This window comes from Bacteroidia bacterium, assembly GCA_041391665.1.
In the GTDB taxonomy this organism is placed as follows: Bacteria; Bacteroidota; Bacteroidia; order J057; family J057; genus JAGQVA01.
Genome location: JAWKNO010000003.1, coordinates 1,374,632 through 1,393,408 on the forward strand (window position 1 = coordinate 1,374,632; position 18,777 = coordinate 1,393,408).

At 45.2% G+C, this 18,777-nt stretch carries 17 protein-coding genes; 5 read left to right on the forward strand and 12 right to left on the reverse strand.

The features are described from left to right. Window positions 1-22: 22 nt before the first annotated feature. Window positions 23-1,006, forward strand: a complete 984-nt coding sequence (locus tag R3D00_28335) for a DUF4249 domain-containing protein (GenBank protein ID MEZ4777118.1) — start codon at window positions 23-25, stop codon at window positions 1,004-1,006. A 24-nt stretch (window positions 1,007-1,030) separates the two neighbouring features. On the opposite strand, the gene R3D00_28340 is transcribed toward R3D00_28335, so the two are convergent. The 5 genes from R3D00_28340 to R3D00_28360 all read right to left on the reverse strand — a co-directional run bounded on the left by R3D00_28340 (window position 1,031) and on the right by R3D00_28360 (window position 6,451). Further along, window positions 1,031-1,981 (reverse strand): alpha/beta fold hydrolase, encoded by a 951-nt coding sequence (locus tag R3D00_28340; GenBank protein MEZ4777119.1) that lies wholly within the window; start codon window positions 1,979-1,981, stop codon window positions 1,031-1,033. 21 nt (window positions 1,982-2,002) lie between these two features. After that, window positions 2,003-2,695: a hypothetical protein gene (locus R3D00_28345; GenBank protein ID MEZ4777120.1), complete on the reverse strand. Its 693-nt coding sequence runs from the start codon at window positions 2,693-2,695 to the stop codon at window positions 2,003-2,005. 114 nt (window positions 2,696-2,809) lie between these two features. Continuing rightward, window positions 2,810-3,385: a hypothetical protein gene (locus R3D00_28350; GenBank protein MEZ4777121.1), complete on the reverse strand. Its 576-nt coding sequence runs from the start codon at window positions 3,383-3,385 to the stop codon at window positions 2,810-2,812. Beyond that, on the reverse strand, window positions 3,382-3,927 hold the full coding sequence (locus R3D00_28355; GenBank protein ID MEZ4777122.1) for an RNA polymerase sigma factor: 546 nt from the start codon (window positions 3,925-3,927) through the stop codon (window positions 3,382-3,384). Before R3D00_28355 ends, R3D00_28350 begins: the two co-directional genes overlap by 4 nt. Before the next feature lie 160 nt (window positions 3,928-4,087). After that, window positions 4,088-6,451, reverse strand: a complete 2,364-nt coding sequence (locus R3D00_28360) for a PAS domain-containing sensor histidine kinase (protein ID MEZ4777123.1) — start codon at window positions 6,449-6,451, stop codon at window positions 4,088-4,090. Between the two features lie 300 nt (window positions 6,452-6,751). Here R3D00_28360 and R3D00_28365 point away from each other — a divergent pair, with 300 nt between their 5' ends. Continuing rightward, window positions 6,752-7,489, forward strand: coding sequence for an MBL fold metallo-hydrolase (locus tag R3D00_28365; protein MEZ4777124.1), 738 nt, complete (start codon window positions 6,752-6,754; stop codon window positions 7,487-7,489). Here R3D00_28365 and R3D00_28370 read toward each other — a convergent pair. The 5 genes from R3D00_28370 to R3D00_28390 form a co-directional block, all read right to left on the reverse strand. Continuing rightward, window positions 7,486-8,454 carry an NAD-dependent epimerase/dehydratase family protein gene (locus R3D00_28370; protein ID MEZ4777125.1) on the reverse strand — a complete coding sequence of 323 codons (969 nt, stop codon included), beginning with the start codon at window positions 8,452-8,454 and terminating at the stop codon, window positions 7,486-7,488. The genes R3D00_28365 and R3D00_28370 overlap by 4 nt on opposite strands. A gap of 35 nt (window positions 8,455-8,489) precedes the next feature. Then, window positions 8,490-10,490 carry an ATP-binding protein gene (locus tag R3D00_28375; protein MEZ4777126.1) on the reverse strand — a complete coding sequence of 667 codons (2,001 nt, stop codon included), beginning with the start codon at window positions 10,488-10,490 and terminating at the stop codon, window positions 8,490-8,492. A 75-nt stretch (window positions 10,491-10,565) separates the two neighbouring features. Beyond that, the gene (locus tag R3D00_28380; GenBank protein ID MEZ4777127.1) at window positions 10,566-11,987 is read right to left on the reverse strand and encodes an NAD(P)(+) transhydrogenase (Re/Si-specific) subunit beta; all 1,422 of its coding nucleotides are present in this window, start codon (window positions 11,985-11,987) and stop codon (window positions 10,566-10,568) included. 12 nt (window positions 11,988-11,999) lie between these two features. Further along, a complete protein-coding gene (locus tag R3D00_28385; GenBank protein ID MEZ4777128.1) occupies window positions 12,000-12,308 on the reverse strand; it encodes an NAD(P) transhydrogenase subunit alpha in 309 nt (102 codons plus the stop codon). Window positions 12,309-12,344: 36 nt separating this feature from the next. After that, on the reverse strand, window positions 12,345-13,433 hold the full coding sequence (locus R3D00_28390; protein ID MEZ4777129.1) for a Re/Si-specific NAD(P)(+) transhydrogenase subunit alpha: 1,089 nt from the start codon (window positions 13,431-13,433) through the stop codon (window positions 12,345-12,347). Between R3D00_28390 and R3D00_28395 the strand changes: the two genes are divergently transcribed. From R3D00_28395 to R3D00_28405, 3 genes are all read left to right on the forward strand, one after another. Continuing rightward, the gene (locus R3D00_28395) at window positions 13,432-13,629 is read left to right on the forward strand and encodes a hypothetical protein (GenBank protein ID MEZ4777130.1); all 198 of its coding nucleotides are present in this window, start codon (window positions 13,432-13,434) and stop codon (window positions 13,627-13,629) included. The genes R3D00_28390 and R3D00_28395 overlap by 2 nt on opposite strands. A 73-nt stretch (window positions 13,630-13,702) precedes the next feature. Then, window positions 13,703-16,099 carry an alanine racemase gene (gene alr / locus R3D00_28400; GenBank protein MEZ4777131.1) on the forward strand — a complete coding sequence of 799 codons (2,397 nt, stop codon included), beginning with the start codon at window positions 13,703-13,705 and terminating at the stop codon, window positions 16,097-16,099. Window positions 16,100-16,157: 58 nt separating this feature from the next. After that, complete coding sequence (locus R3D00_28405) at window positions 16,158-17,120, forward strand: SdiA-regulated domain-containing protein (GenBank protein MEZ4777132.1); 963 nt, start codon at window positions 16,158-16,160, stop codon at window positions 17,118-17,120. Between the two features lie 92 nt (window positions 17,121-17,212). Here R3D00_28405 and R3D00_28410 read toward each other — a convergent pair whose 3' ends face one another. Both R3D00_28410 and R3D00_28415 read right to left on the reverse strand, forming a co-directional pair. Beyond that, on the reverse strand, window positions 17,213-17,458 hold the full coding sequence (locus R3D00_28410; GenBank protein MEZ4777133.1) for a hypothetical protein: 246 nt from the start codon (window positions 17,456-17,458) through the stop codon (window positions 17,213-17,215). Between the two features lie 107 nt (window positions 17,459-17,565). Continuing rightward, window positions 17,566-18,543 (reverse strand): polyprenyl synthetase family protein, encoded by a 978-nt coding sequence (locus R3D00_28415; GenBank protein MEZ4777134.1) that lies wholly within the window; start codon window positions 18,541-18,543, stop codon window positions 17,566-17,568. Between the last annotated feature and the right edge of the window lie 234 nt (window positions 18,544-18,777).

Here is an 18,777-nt window from a genome sequence, read left to right on the forward strand (position 1 = left end):
TGAATATATAAATCGCCAAGTAATGAAAAAATTAATATATATATTTCTGATACTGGCAGTTGCATCTGCCGTTGTTTCCTGCGAGCGCGATCTCGAAATTCCGCTGCCGGAGCATCAGTCCAAACTTGTGATCAACGCATACCTGTATGCCGGGATGCCTGTGGACATTTATGTGACCCGCAGTTATGGCATCATTGAAAACGTGGAGATAAAGGACATCCTTGTCGAAAACGCCCGTGTGGAAATACTGGAGGGTGACAAAGTGCTGGATACACTGGCCTATCGGGATACAACTATTCAGGACCCGTTTGGAGTTGCGAAAACAATAAAGCTGGGGAAATATTATTCCGAAACCGTAAAACCTGAGGCCGGAAAATCCTACACAGTACGAGTTTCTCATCCTACATATGGCACTGCAACAGCTACAACGGTAATTCCCCGACAGATCAGCGTATTGGATACAAAAATCGAGCAGGATGTATATGTGTCTCAAAATACCGACTTTGATGGGCAGGTGTATGTTTATAGTCAGTCACTGATAAAGGTAAAAGTGGAAGATCCCGCCGGGGAAAAAAACTTTTACAATTTTGAGGTGGGAATAGATTTTGAATTACCCAGCTATCCGGGCGTTCCTTTTTATGGAGATCTTTATACTACCAATAACGTGTACAGAAATCCGGGTGAAGGCTATACCGGAGATAAAAAGCCGTTTGTCGATGACTCATTTGACGGTACGATCAAAACCCTTGAAATGGCGACCGACCTTCCCAATAATTATCAGTTGCTTTCAGAAAGGCAACCGCTGGAAATCAAAAAAATCTATGTGAAGGCTATCGCGGTAAACGAGGATTATTACCGTTTTAAAAGCAAATTTGACCTTCAGCAGCTAAATCGCGATACCGATGACTTTGGCATTGTTCCGGTGGAAGCCATTATTATTTACAGCAATGTCGAGGGCGGTTTTGGCATCGTCGCCGGGTTCAATGAATCGACGTTTGAATTTTAGGATCCCCATTGCGGGTAAACAACATTACCGAAATTCAGGGCGGGTAAACACATCGAGGTGTAGTCCCGCCCATGATCCCAGCAAGTCGCTTCCGGTTTCTTCTGTGCCGGGAAAATATGCCTGCTCGGGCGTTAGTTCTGTTTCAGGAATGGCGCCGAGAATATGGTACATGTACTCGTGATATTGTGGATAGTCGCGGAGGTTGTTGTGCCCGCCGCCTTTGATGGTAATCAGGGTACTTCTTTCGCCCAGCAGACGCACAAGCCGGCGGCTCATCGAGTAGGGAATCGTCAGATCTCTGGTTCCGTGGTAGATATAAACCGGGAACGAGACGTTTTCCAGAAATTTGTCGGTTCTCACCTTAAACCTCGATATACGTTTGACCGGTACAAAAGGCAGATATCGCTGGAATAAATGCAAAAGGCTGTAATAGGGCGCATCCAGGATCAGCATACGGGGGTGATTTTCGGAGGCAACTTTTGCAGCGAAACCTGAGCCCATAGAGCGGCCATATACGATGATATTATTTTCGCCATAACGCTCAGTCAGCCAGTCGTATCCATACAATGCGTCGTGAAACAACCCGGCTTCGGTTCTTTTGCCCCGGCTTTTGCCAAAGCCTCTGTAGTCAATCATCATGACATCATATCCTTTGCTGGTGAAGTCTCTCGAAAATTTTGCCCAGCCTTTGATGCTGCGGGTATTTCCGTGAAAATAGTACACCACCCCGCGCGAATTGGGCACACGAAACAACAGTCCGCTGATCACGGCTCCTGGTTCTGTGTCGAAAGTTAGTTCCTCAAAAGGATAAGGATAATCAAATTTGAAGTAGAGCGGCAGTTTTTCGGGATGGAATAAAAACAATTCCTGTATCAGGTAAATGATCACCATGATAACCGGATAAAACAATACAATTCCACCAAGAATATACCAGATAGTAGCCATAGAAGTAGTAGTCTGCATGAAGGTACTCATCCGGAAGCAAAAAGGAAAGTACTAAAGCGCCAGTCCCATACGAAAACTCGTCATGGGAAGAAACTGCCAGCCCATTTCGCCTCCTTTGGGGTGAAATACTTTTGAGCGAACCGGGTCTCCGTAGGAAAATTTTGCCCCAAAGCTAAAGTCGAGAAACCCGTACCGGAGAATACGTCGCTGAAACCCCAGCATAGGGGTTATAGCAACATTGTCAGAGTAAAGAATTCCGGTATCATCGGTAGCAGTCCATCCTTTCTGTTCGGGCTGTAATCTCGTGCTGAGTACGAGGCCAAGGTAATTGGCTGAAAGGTTATCTGCACTTCTTCCCTCCCTGATCCTTTTTTGCATCCCGTAATAATATCTCGGCCCCACTGCCACGCCGATAACTTGTTCCTCTGCGTAATACAGTTTACGGAGATTTCCTATGCCTATCGCCGTGTACCATGAGGTAGATATTTCTCCGGTCAGCGACCATGTGGTAAAAATCTTCCGTTCATACCCCGCGCGAAAGATTCCGTGGACATATCCGTTTCTGCTGATCCGGATGAGATTTGTCAGATCCAGCTTGATCATCTGTTTTTCGGGCACGCGAAGTGAAAACAGCCGGGACTCTGAAGGAGGGAAAGAGTCTTCAGGAGCAATGCGATTTTGGCCTGAAGAGTAGCTGTAAAAGAATAATAGCGTAACAATCCATAAGGGTAACAGATGCTTCATATCGCCAGAATTAAATAGCAGGAGTGCTTAAAGATAAGAAAATATTAATTCACATTGTGGATTAATATTTTCTTATAATTTTTATCCCGACGTTGGTTCACAACCCTGTTTTACTTATTCACGGATTCCACAGGCCTTTTCACGCAATTCGAGGATCAGTGCTTTCCGCTTTTTTTCAAGGCTTTGGAGACGTTTTACGGTGCCGGGGTTGTCGCCTTGTTCATCGAGCAGGCGGATCATACTGTCGCGTACTTTTGTGATAGACTGAAGCATTTCCATCACCGGTTGAATTTTTTCAGATTCCTGGTCCGGCAATTTTTCAATACAATTTTTCAATTCCTCTTCCTGCGAGGCAAGTTGGTGTTCATACTCAGTGATTTCTGCTTTTGAAAGCGGAAGTGCCCGATCGAGTTCTTTTTCTGAAAACGTAGCGGCGTTTGCAGGTATAGAGGATTGCGGTCGGAATAACCATAAAGCGCCTGCGGTCAGCAGTAGCAGGACGGTGGCTGCGGCTGCCAGATGCGCCATTTTGAATGGTACCGGGATAAACCGCCGGATCACAGGTTTCCTGCCGGCGTCTTCTTCTGCCAAACTTTTTTCGATCTGGTTCCAGACCTGGTTGTCGGGTTTATACACTGGCAATTTTTGCAGGGCATCCCGAAGATTTGATTGATTTTTTTCGTTCATCATCTTACACCCAACCCTTTAAGTTTTTGTTGAAGTTGTTTTTTTGCGTAGTAAAGCTGCGATTTGGAAGTGCCAACGGAAATGCCCATTGTTTCTGCCACTTCTTTATGAGAATAGCCTTCTACTTCTATGAGTACAAATACAGACCGGTAACCATTGGGCAGAGACTGAATCGCCTGCTCCAGATATCCAATATCAATAGGCGTATTCCAGTCCACGACTTCCTGGTGTTTTTCATCTTCCAGGGGAAGATGTACGACCTCGCGTTTAATGCGGCGGTAGGCGGTCCTCACCACGATGGTTTTGATCCATGCACCGAGACTGGACGCCTGCCGAAATCCTCCGATTCCCTTAAAAACACCGATAAAAGCCTCCTGTAACACGTCTTGTGCAAGGTCAAAGTCATTGGTGATCCGGTAAGACAGGGTGTACATAGCATCCTTGTATTTGTCATACAAGGCCTTTTGCGCCAGTCTGTCTCCCGCAAGGCAACCTTCGACCAGGTTTTGCTCTTTTTCGCTGATCCTGTAGCCTTCGCTGTTCATCTTGTACCCATCTGCTTTTGTCTTAAAGTGCCGGTATCCACGTCCGGAGTTGTATAGTGAAGATAATATTTTTGAATGGAATGCACCAATTACAAAAAAGGCCGTCTATATTTCAGACAGCCTTGATAGAGAAAAGCTAATTTTCAGGTGGATGTATGAGTCAATTTGTAATTGCGGGTATTTTTATTGTAAAACAGGTGCCTATGCCCAGTTCTGAGTCTACAGATATGGTGCCGCCAAGTTTGTCGAGTGCTTCACTTACGATGTATAGTCCGATTCCGGAGCCCTGGCTGTTTTTGGTCCCTCTGTAAAACATGTCAAAAATTTTGTTTATGCTCTCTGGCGCAATCCCAATTCCGTTGTCGCAGATTTTGATTTCGGCGAGGTCTGCATTTCCGGTTACCTGGATCGAAACGTAAGGGTGTTTTTTGCTCAGGTCGCTGTAGCGGAAGCTGTTGGAAATAATATTGTTGAATACCATTTTCATTCGCATCAGGTCAGAGTGGAAATCACCCGAAATATCAATCGTTACTTTTTTATCAATTTTATCATTGTCAGGAGCAAACCGAAGTACTTCAAACACATCGCTGATCACGCTCTGAAAGTCGATTTTTTGACTCATCAGCTGGGTACGACTATTTCTCGAATAACCCATAATTTCTTTGATAAACGCATCAAGTTTGTTGATACTATTGTCCATCAGGTCGTAGTATTGATTGCGTAAATCTTCTTTGGGTTCTATTCTGGCGATATTGATCAGCCCTTTTACAGACACCAATGGTGCGCGAAGGTCATGCGAGACGCTGTACACAAACTTGTCTAATTCGTGATTGACTTTTATGAGTTTTTGGTTTTGCTCTTTGATTTGCCTTTCGTCTTCCCGCATTTTCGTCACATCCCTGATAGCGCCGTCAAAATAAATCTCCCCGTTTTCACCTTCTGTTTTTATGCTGCTCATCAGTCCCCAGAAAATCGTTCCATCTTTTCGTTTGAATTCAGCTTCTTCATTAGTGAAATATGTATTTTCCTGCATCAATTGCCGAAAATCCTGGCGGCGGGCCGTATTGACATATAAAGCATCCGGATCGAGTGGCAATACCTCCTCTACGGAATCATAGCCAAACATCTCGGCAAAGGCTTCATTTACATACAAAATCCCGTTGTGTGGGGTACTTCTGAAAATACCTTCTTTGATGCTTTTATTGATGGATGAAAGGAGTTGTTGTTGTTTGCGTACCTCCTGTTCCGCCAGTTGTTTGCTTGTAATATCCTTTGCAAAAAAAGAAAATCGGGAAATATCTCCTTCTATATCCACAACCGGGTTGATAGAGTATTCAAAATAATGGTCTTTCCCTCTGATCGGAAGTTTACCTATCGCTTTATGTGAAGCGCCTGCAAGCACATTATCGACTAAGGATTTCCAATATCCAAAGATTTCTGGTTTTATAACTTCGGTAAGATTCATCCCGGGGACGAGGGCAGATCCTAAGACATTTTCCGTGATTTTTTGTACGGAGGAATTGGCAATCAGCACATTGTAGTTACTATCTGCCAGAAGTATCAGGTCGGGAGTATTTTCTATCAGCGCCGAGAGGTTGGATTCTTTCATGGCAATTTCACGTGTTCTTTCTGAAATCTGTGCTTCCAGTATTCCATGCATCTCACGGGATTGCTCAATCATCTCCTTCACATCGCGCTGAAGCATCTCTGCGGCATCAATAAGAAGGCTGAACGGATCATTCTCGATATTGCCTTCAAAATTACCGGGGGTAAAACTTTCGTCCCAGGTGATACTGCTCATCATCCTGAAAAGTTGATCAATTCGCTTTTTTTGATTTTGCCTGATACTCTCAATCTCTTCTTTGAGGAACTTTATCTGAAGGGATTGAGTGTACTGTTTTCTTGCAGCATTGAAACCGAGTCTGCGGGATAATTTTTGCCAAAAGTTTTGCGGGGGCGTTTTTGTATTTGGCTGAGACATTTCCGGATATATCTTCCCGGGAAGGTGGATTTTGTCAGCCGATACACGAGTTTTGGGAATCTTAGCCAGTTGATTTTGGATGCGATACCGGTTGATACCCGTAAATGCTTCTTCTTTGGTTTTACATGTTGTGAAGGATACCTGCCTGTCAAACCTTCTCAAAAGATTAAAGAGGTTTCGGATAATATAATTAGGCGAAACGATTAGCAGATATTTGACATGGCCGATAGAGAACATATCCGCAACCGACATTTGAGAAGATTTTCGCGCAGCAACATTGACCCAGTTGAGTCTGGATACATCCGCGATTACAAAAAAACCTGTTGGTAAACCTGCCTGAACGTATTTGGTAAAGACGCTCCTGATCAGTGTTTCTGAGGCAGTCTGATCTTCGGCATCCATTACTCCGATAAAGCTCAGAACCAAGATTTTATCTTCTATAATTTCAATCTCCAGCATGCAGGATGAATCCCGGCCGACATACCTCAGGTCTTGCGGTAATATGGAGGAGCAAAGATATCCGGTGCCCGATGCAGTCTTCATAGGAGTTATTGATCTGTTTTAGTTGCGGCGGGTGCTCATAAACTGAAACATAAACCTAACGCTTTCCCACTTTCAAAAAAAAAGTAAACCGACCACTTTCTTAGGCGGCTCTTGCACACATTTTTTACTCAAAAACTCTGCTTTTTCGCCCCCAAAAGGGGGTACCCATGAGTTTGAGAAACTTTTTAATCATTCTCTTACCTCTATATGTGTCGGAATTGAATCTCTTATTCAAAAAAAACTGCTATTTTACCTGAGAAAACAATCTTCTAAAAACACGTTTTTACTCAAACAACCGCAATGGTAAAGCTGACTTTTCTGGGCTGTGGCGATGCTTTTGGTAGTGGTGGCCGCTTCTATACCTGCTTTTTACTCGAAACCTCGGGGAAAAAAATACTGGTCGATTGTGGCGCATCTGCTGTGATTTCTATGAAGAAAATGGGTATCTCTCCGGGAGAGATTGATGCAATTGTCATTTCCCATCTCCATGGGGATCATTTTGGCGGTATCCCATTTTTTCTGATTGATTGCAAACATGTATCAAACCGCACCAAAAATCTGATTATTGCCGGCCCGCAAAATATTGCCAGCAGAACGGCCATTGTCAGTGAAGCACTTTACCCCAATTCCTGGCAGTCAGATCGCGGCTTTGACCTTGAATTTGAAGAAATGGCTGAAGGCAATACAAGTATTCTGCCGGGAATCAGGGTTACTCCTTTTCCGGTGGTACACCCCAGCGGCAGCCAGTCTTTTGGCTTGCGGATCGAAGCCGAGGGTAAAGTTCTTGCTTATTCCGGAGATACTGAGTGGACCGATACCCTGATCCCGCTTTCTGAAGGAGCGGATCTTTTTGTCTGCGAATGTTATAAATACGATCAACAGCTTCGCTTTCATCTCGATTACCAGACACTGTTGTCCAAGCGTGAGCAGCTCAACTGCCGCCGCATGATCCTTACTCACATGAGCGAAGAAATGTTGTCAAAAAAAGAGACGTCGGTATTCGAATGTGCGTATGACGGAATGGTCGCCGTACTTTAAACCTTTTCTGTATAGTATTCGCGGATATGCATAATCATCTCCCGTGTCATGCCGGAAAGATCAAACCCGGGTTTCCAGCCCCAGTCTTTGGTTGCTTCTGAGTCGTCGATACTTTGAGGCCAGCTGTCTGCAATTTCCTGCCGGAAATCTGGTTGAAAATCGCATTGAAAAGAGGGAATATGGCTGGCGATTTCGGCGGAAAGCATCCCGGGAGTAAAACTGATTCCCGCCAGGTTATAGGAAGAACGAATTTTGATGGATTCGCCCGGGGCGTCCATAATCGACAATGTCGCGCGAATTGCGTCAGGCATGTACATCATTGGAAGCGCGGTATCTTCCCGCAGAAAACTTGTATATCGCCCTTTTTTAACAGCTTCGTGAAAAATTTCCACTGCGTAATCTGTTGTACCACCGCCTGGCAATGTTTTGTAACTGATAAGCCCGGGATACCGCAGGCTGCGTACATCAATGCCGTACTTTTTGGCGTAGTAGGCGCACCAGCGCTCTCCTGCGAGTTTGCTGATACCATAGACCGTAGATGGGTCCATTTCGCAGTTTTGGGGCGTATGAACCCGTGGGGTTGACGGACCGAAAACGGCGATAGAACTTGGCCAGAATACTTTTTCCAGCGACAGTTCGCGCGCAGCTTCAAGGGTATTGAGCAGGCTTTTCATATTGATTTCCCAGGCGAGCTGCGGCTGCTGTTCTCCTTTGGCTGATAAAATCGCCGCAAGGTTGTAAACGGTGCCGATACGATATTGAGAGATTACCTGGAAAAGCGCATCCTTATCGAGTATATCCAGTTTCAGGAAAAGGAAATCTGTCTTATGATCGGGAATACGGATATCGGTAGCGACCACGGCGTCATTGCCATATTTTTCCGTTAGTGCTGCTGTAAGTTCGCTGCCGATCTGGCCCAGCGCACCAATTACCAGGATACGTTTATTTTTTGTGTCAGCTGTCATTTTTTCATTTCGTCGGGGGACAATAAACCAGCAATTTATAAATTTCTTGGGATCGCCACAAAAAATGTAGATCCTTTGCCGGGTTGTGATTCCACCCATATACGACCGCCGTGGTTTTCGGTTATTTTTTTACAAATAGCCAGCCCTATACCTGTACCCTCGTATTGTTCCCGTTGGTGAAGGCGCTGAAAAATGGAGAATATTTTTTCCTTATACGCCTCTTCTATACCGATTCCATTGTCGGCAACGGAGAATACCACTTCTTTTTCGGTTTCTTTACTTTCAATTCTGATTTTGGGTGGGTCTGAGCTTTTATATTTTAGGGCATTTGAGATCATGTTGAGAAACAACTGACTAAGTTGAGATGCATTCGCATGGATTCTGGGAAGCCAGGATACTTCAATTTGTGCGCCGGTTTCTTCAATGGTAGGTCGGAGGAGGTTGATGGATGAGTGGACGATTTGTTCCACATCCGACAGCTCAAAATGCTGATCGCCATCATCGATACAGGCATAGATCATGAGATCCTTTAATAAGGTATCCATACGACTTACACCTTCGGCTACAAACCCCATATATTCATGTGCATCTTTGTCAAAGAGATGACTATACCGGCGTTTGAGCAGCCCCGTGTAGGAAGCAATCATTCGCAGCGGTTCTTTCAGGTCATGGGAAGCGACGTAAGCAAACTGTTCGAGTTCTTTATTGGTGCGAGCCAGTTCGAAGTTTTTGGCATTCAGAAGCGCATTTGCCCGGGCCTGAATACGATTTCGGCTAAATAATACAAGCGCGAGTAAGGAGATTAAGACAAAGGCAATCAACCCACCGAAAAGGTATAGCCGTGCTTTTTCTTTTTGAATGGCCAGTTCCTGCCGGCTTTCCATGTCCCTGATTTGCTGAGAGACCGTGAGAGCGGCGATTTGTTTGCTTACATTTTCATTAAAGATAGAATCATGGAGTTTTTTATCCATGGTCTGAAAGTCAAATGCCTGGCGCAGGTTTCCTGCCTTAAAGTGAATTTCAGCCAGCATTCCCAGGATATTGTCACCGTGACGGCTGAGTCCCATACTATCGGTGTATTCCAGCGCTTTTTCCACAGATTCCAGTGCGAGCGGGTAGTTTTTGGCTTGGGCATACATCCGCCCCATACTCACCAGATTGGAGATTTCCCCTGCTTTATAGCCCAGTTCCTGATTCAGTTTTATTCCCTCACTCAGATAATATTCAGCAGAATCTGTATCATCGGTATAGGAGAATATTTCCCCAATCAGGCCGATAGAATAGGCCTCGCCGTATGGATATTGAATGGAATCTGCATAAGTATATGACCATCGGGCATAACGGAAAGCCTCATCAATTTTCATCTGTTTCAGGAGAATATTTCCCTTCTCTGCCAGGCAGGTATAGATCATTTGCTCCCATTTGATGCTTCGGGCGATATGAAAAGAGGAATCGCTATATAACAAAGCCTGATCGTATGCTTTCTGATCAAAAAAAGTGACCGAAAGGAGGTAGAGATTGTAGACCATTCCAACAGAATCTTTGGTGGACTCCAACTCTTCCATGACCATTTGTTGGAACTCAAGTGATTTCTTGATATCGCCAATGCTCAGATAAATGCTGGATATCTGAGCATTGGTTTTAGCGTTTTTTCCAGGTATAATATTGCCTTGATTTATAGTCAGGCAATTCTTAAAATGAGATAGTGCCGTAGGGAAATCACCGGTGAGATAGGATATATAACCCAGTTGATAGTGTAGTTCTATGATAAGTGAGTCTGAAGAAGCTTTTTCAGCAGCTTCCAGCGCATGCATATAAGGCTCTTTAGATTTTAGATATGTGCCATTTTCAACATAATAATTACCCTGTTGAATATACATCCTGGCAACCAGTGCATATTTTCCGGCAGATTTCAAATCTTCTATAACCTGTTGAAGGCTATCCACACCTGGCCCATCTCCCGGATGGGCAGCACGTGTATAGAAGATAGAGCAAGTAAGGACAATAGCGGACAAAATCCGGATAAACAATCTCACATGCTCAAATTACAAAATATTTCCTTTTCGTAATATGTCTGTGCGTAAACTTATCAATTTTTGTGTATGACTGGGTTAAATTACAGCTTTTACCTCTGCGGCAAGTTTCTCCAGGGTTGATTTCGCGTCGCCAAACAGCATACGATTTTTTTCATGGAAAAACAGCGGATTATCAATTCCCGCATAACCCGGGCTCATACTCCTTTTCATTACGATCGTATTTTTTGCCTTAAGAATCTCCAGAATCGGCATACCATAAATCGGGCTTGAAGGATCATCAAGTGCGGCAGGGTTTACGACGTCATTCGCCCCTACTACAATGACAACATCGGTATCAGAAAGGACTCTGTTGGCATCGTCGAGGTCAAGCAGTTTTGTATAAGCCACATCGGCTTCAGCGAGCAGCACATTCATGTGGCCGGGCATACGACCTGCTACCGGGTGGATCGCATAGGATACGGATACGCCATTTTTTTCCAACAGACTTTCCAACTCATGACAAGATTTTTGCGCCTGAGCTACGGCCATACCATAACCTGGGACAATGACTACAGAGCTGGAGTAAGTAAGTAGAATAGCGGTATCATTAAGGCTGATTTCCCTGACGATGCGGTCACCGCTTTGAACTTTTGCCGGGCCTGTAGAACCGAATCCTCCGATGATCACATTCCAGAGAGAGCGGTTCATGGCAGTACACATCAAAACGGTCAGAATAACGCCTGAAGCACCTACGAGGATACCGCCTACAATCATCACCTGATTGTTGTAAACCAATCCGGCCAATGCTCCGGCAACACCAGAAAAAGCATTTAATAACGCAATAACCACAGGCATATCTGCCCCCCCAATCGGAATAACAAATGTAACTCCATAGATCAGCGCAATAACCATAACAACGATCACCAGCGTAAATGCTGAGTCTGCGGCAGGAGTAATCATATTATACACAACGCCACCCAAAATGAGTCCCAGAATGACGAGGTTTACGATGGTAGATTGCGGAATGCGCACCTTGCGGTCATCAATGAGGTCTTCAAGCTTAGCATAAGCAACGAGACTACCCGTAAAGGCAATTGCGCCAACAAACATGGCCATCAGCCCGACCAAATGGCTCCCTGCACCTACTGCTCCCGGGCCGCCGGCTGCATAGAGTTCCTGATGTTCAGACAATTCTACCATAGAAATTGCAACAGAACAGGCGCCGCCCAGTCCGTTGAAAATAGAAACCATCTGAGGCATGGCGGTCATGGCTACTCTTTTGGAAGAGATCCAGCCAATTGCCGACCCAATTGCCATTGCGAGCAATATGATGAGAAAATTATTATCCCCTTTTTCCAGAGGGAGGACAAACGTCACGACAATGGCGATTGCCATACCAAGAGCTGCCCATAAATTGCCGGTTCGGGCTGTACGCGGACTACTAAGTTGCCGCAGACCGATGATAAAAAATATCACCCCGGCCAAATATCCCAGGTTTACGATCTGATCCAAAATCATATCGGTTATATTTTATTTTTTCTTTTTAAACATTTCGAGCATGCGGTTGGTCACTGCGTGGCCACCGACTACGTTGATCATGCCAAGGATCACTCCCAAAAAACCTAGCGCCAGCGCTAAATAGTCGCTGGAATCGGCCTGCCTGACCAAAATGATTGCACCAATCACGACAACCCCGCTGATTGCATTCGATCCTGACATCAGCGGCGTATGTAACACGGTCGGCACGTTAGCGATAAGTTCGAAACCGAGAAATCCTGCCAACACCAATACATAGAGCATTGTGAGGTTTTCTGCGATAAACTGAATAATTGATTCCATCAGAAATAGATTAGGAAGTTTATCAAAATTGGGGTTTTAGACCTGTTTGGGCGCGCCCAGGTAGGTGGAAGAAACAATATCATTGCTGAAATCAAGTCCTTCGATCCCTTCTTTAAATACGTATTTGAAGAAATTGAACAGGTTATTGCTATACAATTTACTGGCATCGCGGGGCATTCCTGAAGGCAGGTCTGACTTCCCTACGACCGTCACGCCATTAAACTCAATAACTTTTCCATTTTCAGTAACGGCACAGTTGCCTCCGGATGCCGCGGCGAGGTCGATGATGACACTTCCGGGCTGCATAGCCTCGACGGTGCGTTGTTCGATCAGCAATGGCGCTTTCCGGCCGGGGATATTTGCGGTACTGATGATGACATGTGCGCGAGCGGCACGCTCATGGATCAGTTCTTTTTGTTTGCGCAAATACTCTTCAGTCTGCTCGACGGCATATCCTCCTGCCGATTTATCTTCCCGGGCGCCTTCGACTTCGACAAATTTTGCCCCGAGACTTTCCACTTCCTCCCGCGCTGCGGTACGCACGTCGAATGCTTCGACCGTAGCGCCGAGGCGTTTTGCTGTGGCGATAGCCTGAAGACCGGCTACGCCGGCTCCGAGAATCAGCACACGTGCCGGCGGAATGGTACCCGCAGCGGTCATCATCATCGGAAAATAACCGGGCAAGAGATCCGCAGCCATAACAACGGCTTTATATCCGGCAAGAGATGCCATAGACGACAATACATCCATCGATTGCGCAATCGTGGTGCGGGGAATCCGGTCCAGACTGAAAGGCAATATGGCTGTTTGCTTCAGCTTCTCTGTTTTCTCTTTTTCTACCAGCGGATTAAAGAGCGACAATAATACTGTACCCGCTTTCATCGCCGATATTTCGCTATCACCCGGAGGTGAAATTGTAGCAATGAGGTCTGCCTGCTTTAAGATAACCTCTCTGCTGACAACCGTTGCACCTGCATCTGCATATCCGCTGTTGATATAGGATGCCGCAGTCCCTGCGCCATCTTCAACTTTTACTTCGTGGCCGATGCCGATAAGCTTTGCTACCGTTTCAGGGGTAAGTGCTACCCTTGCATCGTTTGTTTCTTTGAGAATACCAATGATCATGGTGAGTGAATATAATGGGTATCGGGATATTCCCTTTGTCGCCGAAGATAAAAGGATTTTATACTTTGCACAACTTCGGTCTCTTCATTTGGAGATGACTTTTGTCGGTTTTGTACTGACTTTTATCCTTGTATCTTTCATTGACGCAACCAATATACCGCAATCTTTGCGGTATCTGCATATTTTGGAAAAATAACATCTTCTGATCTCTCCTTTTTTAATAAGCGGCAAGCACTGTAAATTGTGCGGTGGCTTACTAATTTCAATTCATGCTGGGGATTCCTTATACCATAAAGACAATTGCGGAGATGGCCCTCGCCAAAGACTTATTTCAGGGCTTATATCCTGTCATGCCTGTAAACTATGTGGCATTTGATTCCCGCTTTATCAGCCACGGAAGCCAGACAATATTTGTCGCTATTCGCACTGAAAATCGCGATGGGCATGATTTTATCAGAGATGCATGGGAAAAAGGTGTGAGAAATTTTATTGTCGAGAAGCCTGTCTCTTTAAGCGGCGTAAATTATTTGATTTGTGATAATACTCTTCTTGCGCTCCAGCAGTGGGCACGGGCTCACCGCCAGAAATTCCACTATCCGGTCATTGCAATTACCGGAAGCAATGGGAAAACGACAGTAAAAGAATGGCTGGCTACCCTGGTGGAAATGCGCTTCCAGCTCGTCAAAAGCCCGATGAGTTACAACAGCCAGCTGGGGGTCCCCCTATCGGTACTCCAACTACGCCCCGAGGCAGATCTTGCGCTGATTGAAGCGGGAATTTCCTGCGCAGGTGAAATGGAAATACTGGAAGCGATTATTCAGCCTACGATTGGCATACTTACGCATATGGGCATAGCCCATGCTGAAGGATTTGACTCTTTTACCCATAAACTTTCAGAAAAAATCCGGCTGTTTCGCCATACAGAAACGGTGCTTTGCGGTGCAGATCAACCCGATGTGCTGGCATTCCTGCGGGAAAATCATGTGCCGGCAATTCCTGTTGCTGATTCTCTTCAGGGTGAATTTACGCTTCCCGGCAATGGCGATGAAGAAAGAGAAAACGCACAATTGGCCATTCATGCAGCCCGGTTTCTGGGACTTTCAACCGAAGAAATTTCCCGCAGACTACCACTGCTTCACCCGGTGTCCATGCGATTGGAGATGATTACCGACAATCCGGAGATCACCATTATCAATGATAGTTATAATTCAGATATTGATTCGGTGCGAAGTGCTTTCCGGCGGTTGATTCATACACGGGCGAAACCGGGCAATCAGATCATTATCTCTGATATTCCTCATCAGGGCGAATGGCAGGAAGAAGTACAGCGCCAGATTTTGGAAGAAGCGATATCATTGGTGGGCAAAGATCATGTACGAACGGTAGGGCCTGTATTTGCCCGGCTCGGGCACCCCCTGAGTTACGAGACGACAGAAGCGCTGATGGAAAATCTGAGATACGACGATTTCCGCAATTGCACCGTATTGCTAAAGGGAGCCAGAGGATTTGCCCTGGAAAAAATCATTCCGATACTCAACCGAAAACTGAATGCAACCTATTTTAAAATCAATCTCCAGGCATTGTCGCACAACTTCCGGCTGCTGAAATCCCTTGTGCCCGAAGGAACAAAAACCATGTGCATGGTCAAAGCGGCTTCTTATGGGAGCGGAACCTGGGAAATCGCGCAGGCGCTGGCCAGTGAAGGCGCTGATTATCTTACGGTTGCCTATGCCTCAGAAGGGATTGAACTTCGAAATGCCCGGATTGATTTACCCATTATGGTAATGAATCCCGATCTATCTTCGATAGACGCACTGATCAATTTCGATATTGAACCGGAGGTGAGCAATATCGATTTTTTGGAACGATACGTCAGAGCATCCCGCCTTGCGGGAGTATCGGGAAGCAAACTACATCTGAAGCTTGAAACGGGCATGGGAAGACTAGGCTTCACCGAAGATGAACTCGACGAACTGATTGCATTTATCCGACAGTATCCAGATCTGACCATTGTTTCTGTCATGTCTCATCTGGCCGCAGCAGATGAGCCCGAAGAGGATCCCTTTACCCGGCGGCAGATAGATACCTTTTTGCGTATGGATCGACGGCTGCGCGAAGAATTGGGTATTTTCCCACTGCGTCATATCCTCAATACCGCAGGCATGCTTCGTTTTGGCCAATATTCTATGGAAATGGTACGACTGGGCATTGGCTTGTATGGCGTGAATCCATTTGCCGAAAAAAAACTGCCCTTTTATGAAATCGGCAGCCTCCATTCGGTCATTTCCCAGATACATACCTGGCCGGCAGATACGAGTATTGGTTATGGTCGTGCCCAACGCACCCTGCGGCAATCACGAATCGCTACGGTTCCTATCGGGTATGCAGACGGAATCCCGCGTAGTCTCAGCAATGGGAAGGCTGAATTTATGGTAAGAGGGAAACCCGCTCCGATATTTGGGCGGGTATGTATGGATATGCTGATGCTGGATGTAACAGATATTCCAGGAGCAGCCGCCGGAGATGAAGTGGTGATATTTGGTCGTCAGGGCAACAGATTTATATCTGTAAGTGAACTGGCAAAATCTGCTGGAACCATTCCTTATGAAATTCTGGTCAGGATTAGCCCACGGGTGAGAAGAATTTATGTAAGAGAAGACATCTGAACCCGCCATTCTTCGTAAGCTTTTTATACCTTTGGTTTTCACAGAAATATTACCCGCCATGCCTCTACCATCAGCATTTATATTTACGATCATCTTACCGTTTGTATTAAGTGGATGTCCCGGTAATCAGCCCGGTAGTACTGATACAGCGGTAAACACCGAATCTGCAGCGGATAGTGTTGGGGTAGCCCGCACACCATTCCCCTATGACTTGAATAACCCTGATCGAAAAACCAAACTTCCGGATGAACTGGTGGAGGTTTCGGGATTGGGTTTTATGGAAAACGGGCAAATATGTATGGTGCAGGATGAAGAGGCAACTATTTATATATTTGATGTAGCGGCAGACTCTGTGACGGGTGTATATCCCTTTGGCGATGCCGGAGATTTCGAGGGAATAGAAATGGTAGAAAAAAATATTTTTACCCTTTCCACCGATGGCATACTGACAAAAGTTTCTCAATTTGAGACAAAAATTCCCAAATTGGAAAAATTCCAGACCTTTTTGACCGGGAATTATGAACCAGAAGGACTCACATGGTTGCCAGGAACAAATTATCTTTTGATTGCCTGTAAAGAGGAGCCCGACGTAAAAAGTCCACAGGAGGCAAAAATCCGGACGATTTATTATTTTGATATAGACAAAAAGAAAATGGGGGAGAAACCATTTGCAACGATAGATTTTGGAGATATCAGTCGTGCCATGGATGCAGAGGAAACTACAGATCAAACCCAGAAGTGGAAGGCCGAATTTGATCCACGGAAGGGAGGAAGTTTTAAGCCCTCAGGCATAGCCGTACACCCTCTTACCGGCGAGATTTATATTACAGCATCCGTCGGAAAGCTGCTGGTTGTGCTGGATTCTGCCTTGCAGGTGACCCATGCGAGATACCTTTCCAGAGATATTTTTAAGCAGCCAGAGGGTATTTGTTTTGACCCTGCGGGCAATATGTTTATCAGCAATGAAGGTCGGGATGGGAAAGGAAATGTGCTTAAATTTGATTACAGGGCCGAAAAATGAACAAATAGCAGTTTATTGGAAACAAAAAAAAGAGGCTTTTCCTTTCGGAGAAGCCTCTTCATTTTTTCAGTTAGCTGAAAACTGTGAGACGATTATTTCTTAGCGTCTTCGATAGCAGTTTCAACTTCAGTAGCTGCGGTGTCAGCAGCAGCTTCAAGCGCAGCAGCAGCTTCAGCAGCAGCAGCTTCAGCAGCGCTGATGCTGTCAGCAACAACCTGAGCGATACTGTCAGCTTTAGCTTTAGCAGCAGCTTCAGCTTCAGCAGCGGAATTACAACCGAAAGCAACCATACCTACGATTGCCAACATTACTAACCAGTTTGATGATTTCATTTTCATTTGATTCAAAATTTGTCTTTAGGTGAAATCTGATAGCACAAAGATTGCAATTTTTCGAATATGTAAAAAATATTTACTGTTTTTTTCTAAAATTGCAAACTTTCAGTTTATTTTTTTCTTTTTACTGCGTAGTGCATGAGATCTATGAGCGAATTCCGTGCCGGAGTTGCATCAAACCCGGAAAGAATTTTTTCGGCCTCACTGATATACTGATTCATGACCTCGCGGGAGTAGGAAATCCCGCCGTTGGCAACCACATAATCGATCACATAGCGGACTTTTTCGGGGTCAGTATTGTGGTTGCGGACGATGTTGATGAGCTTCCGCCTTTCGCCCCAACTGGCTTTATTGAGCACATGGATCAGCGGCAACGTCATTTTCTTTTCTTTGATATCGATGGCAAGCGGTTTTCCCACATCTTCATCTCCATAGTCAAATAAATCATCTTTGATCTGGAAGGCGATACCCACTTTTTCACCAAACATCCGCATCTTGGCGATCTTGTCTTCATCTTCTGTCGCACTGGCTGCCCCTGTCTCACAGCAAGAGGCAAAAAGGGATGCGGTTTTCTGGCGAATGATATCGAGATAGATGGCTTCGTCGATATTCAGCTTCCGGGCCTTCTCCATTTGAAGCAATTCTCCTTCGCTCATCATTTTGACTGCATTGGAAAGGATTTTGAGGAGTTTGAAGTCATCGTATTCCAACGCAAGCAGAAATCCGCGAGACAAAAGAAAATCTCCCACGAGTACTGATATTTTATTTTTCCAGAGCGCATTGAGTGAGAACAGGCCTCTTCTTTTATCGGAATCATCAACGACATCATCGTGAATCAGGGTGGCAGTATGGAGAAGTTCTACCAATGCGGCACCCCGATAGGTAGAAGGTGTAATTCCCCCGCACAAGTTCGCACTAAGGAGCACCATCATGGGGCGGATTTGTTTTCCTTTTTGCTTGATCAGGTAGCGGGTAATCCGGTCAAGGAGGGCTACATCTGTCCGGGTCATGGCAGCCTGGAAATACTTGTCAAAGTAAATCAGTTCCTGCGCAATCGGAGCCTGTATAGTTTCTAAAGCATTGCTCATAGTGAGTGCAAAAATATACTTTTTCCCCGACACTCGGAATTCACTTTATTAAGTCACCAAAACTGATTTTTGTTTCAACATTTAACCGGAAAATATGTACCTTGGTTTTCTATGAACAAATCGCAGGCAGCATAAGTTGTTCTGACTTCGTCTTATCTTCATAAAAAAATTGTAACCAACGAAAATATATCTTTATACGTGTTGCCTATGACAAAACACTTACCCAAAGACTTT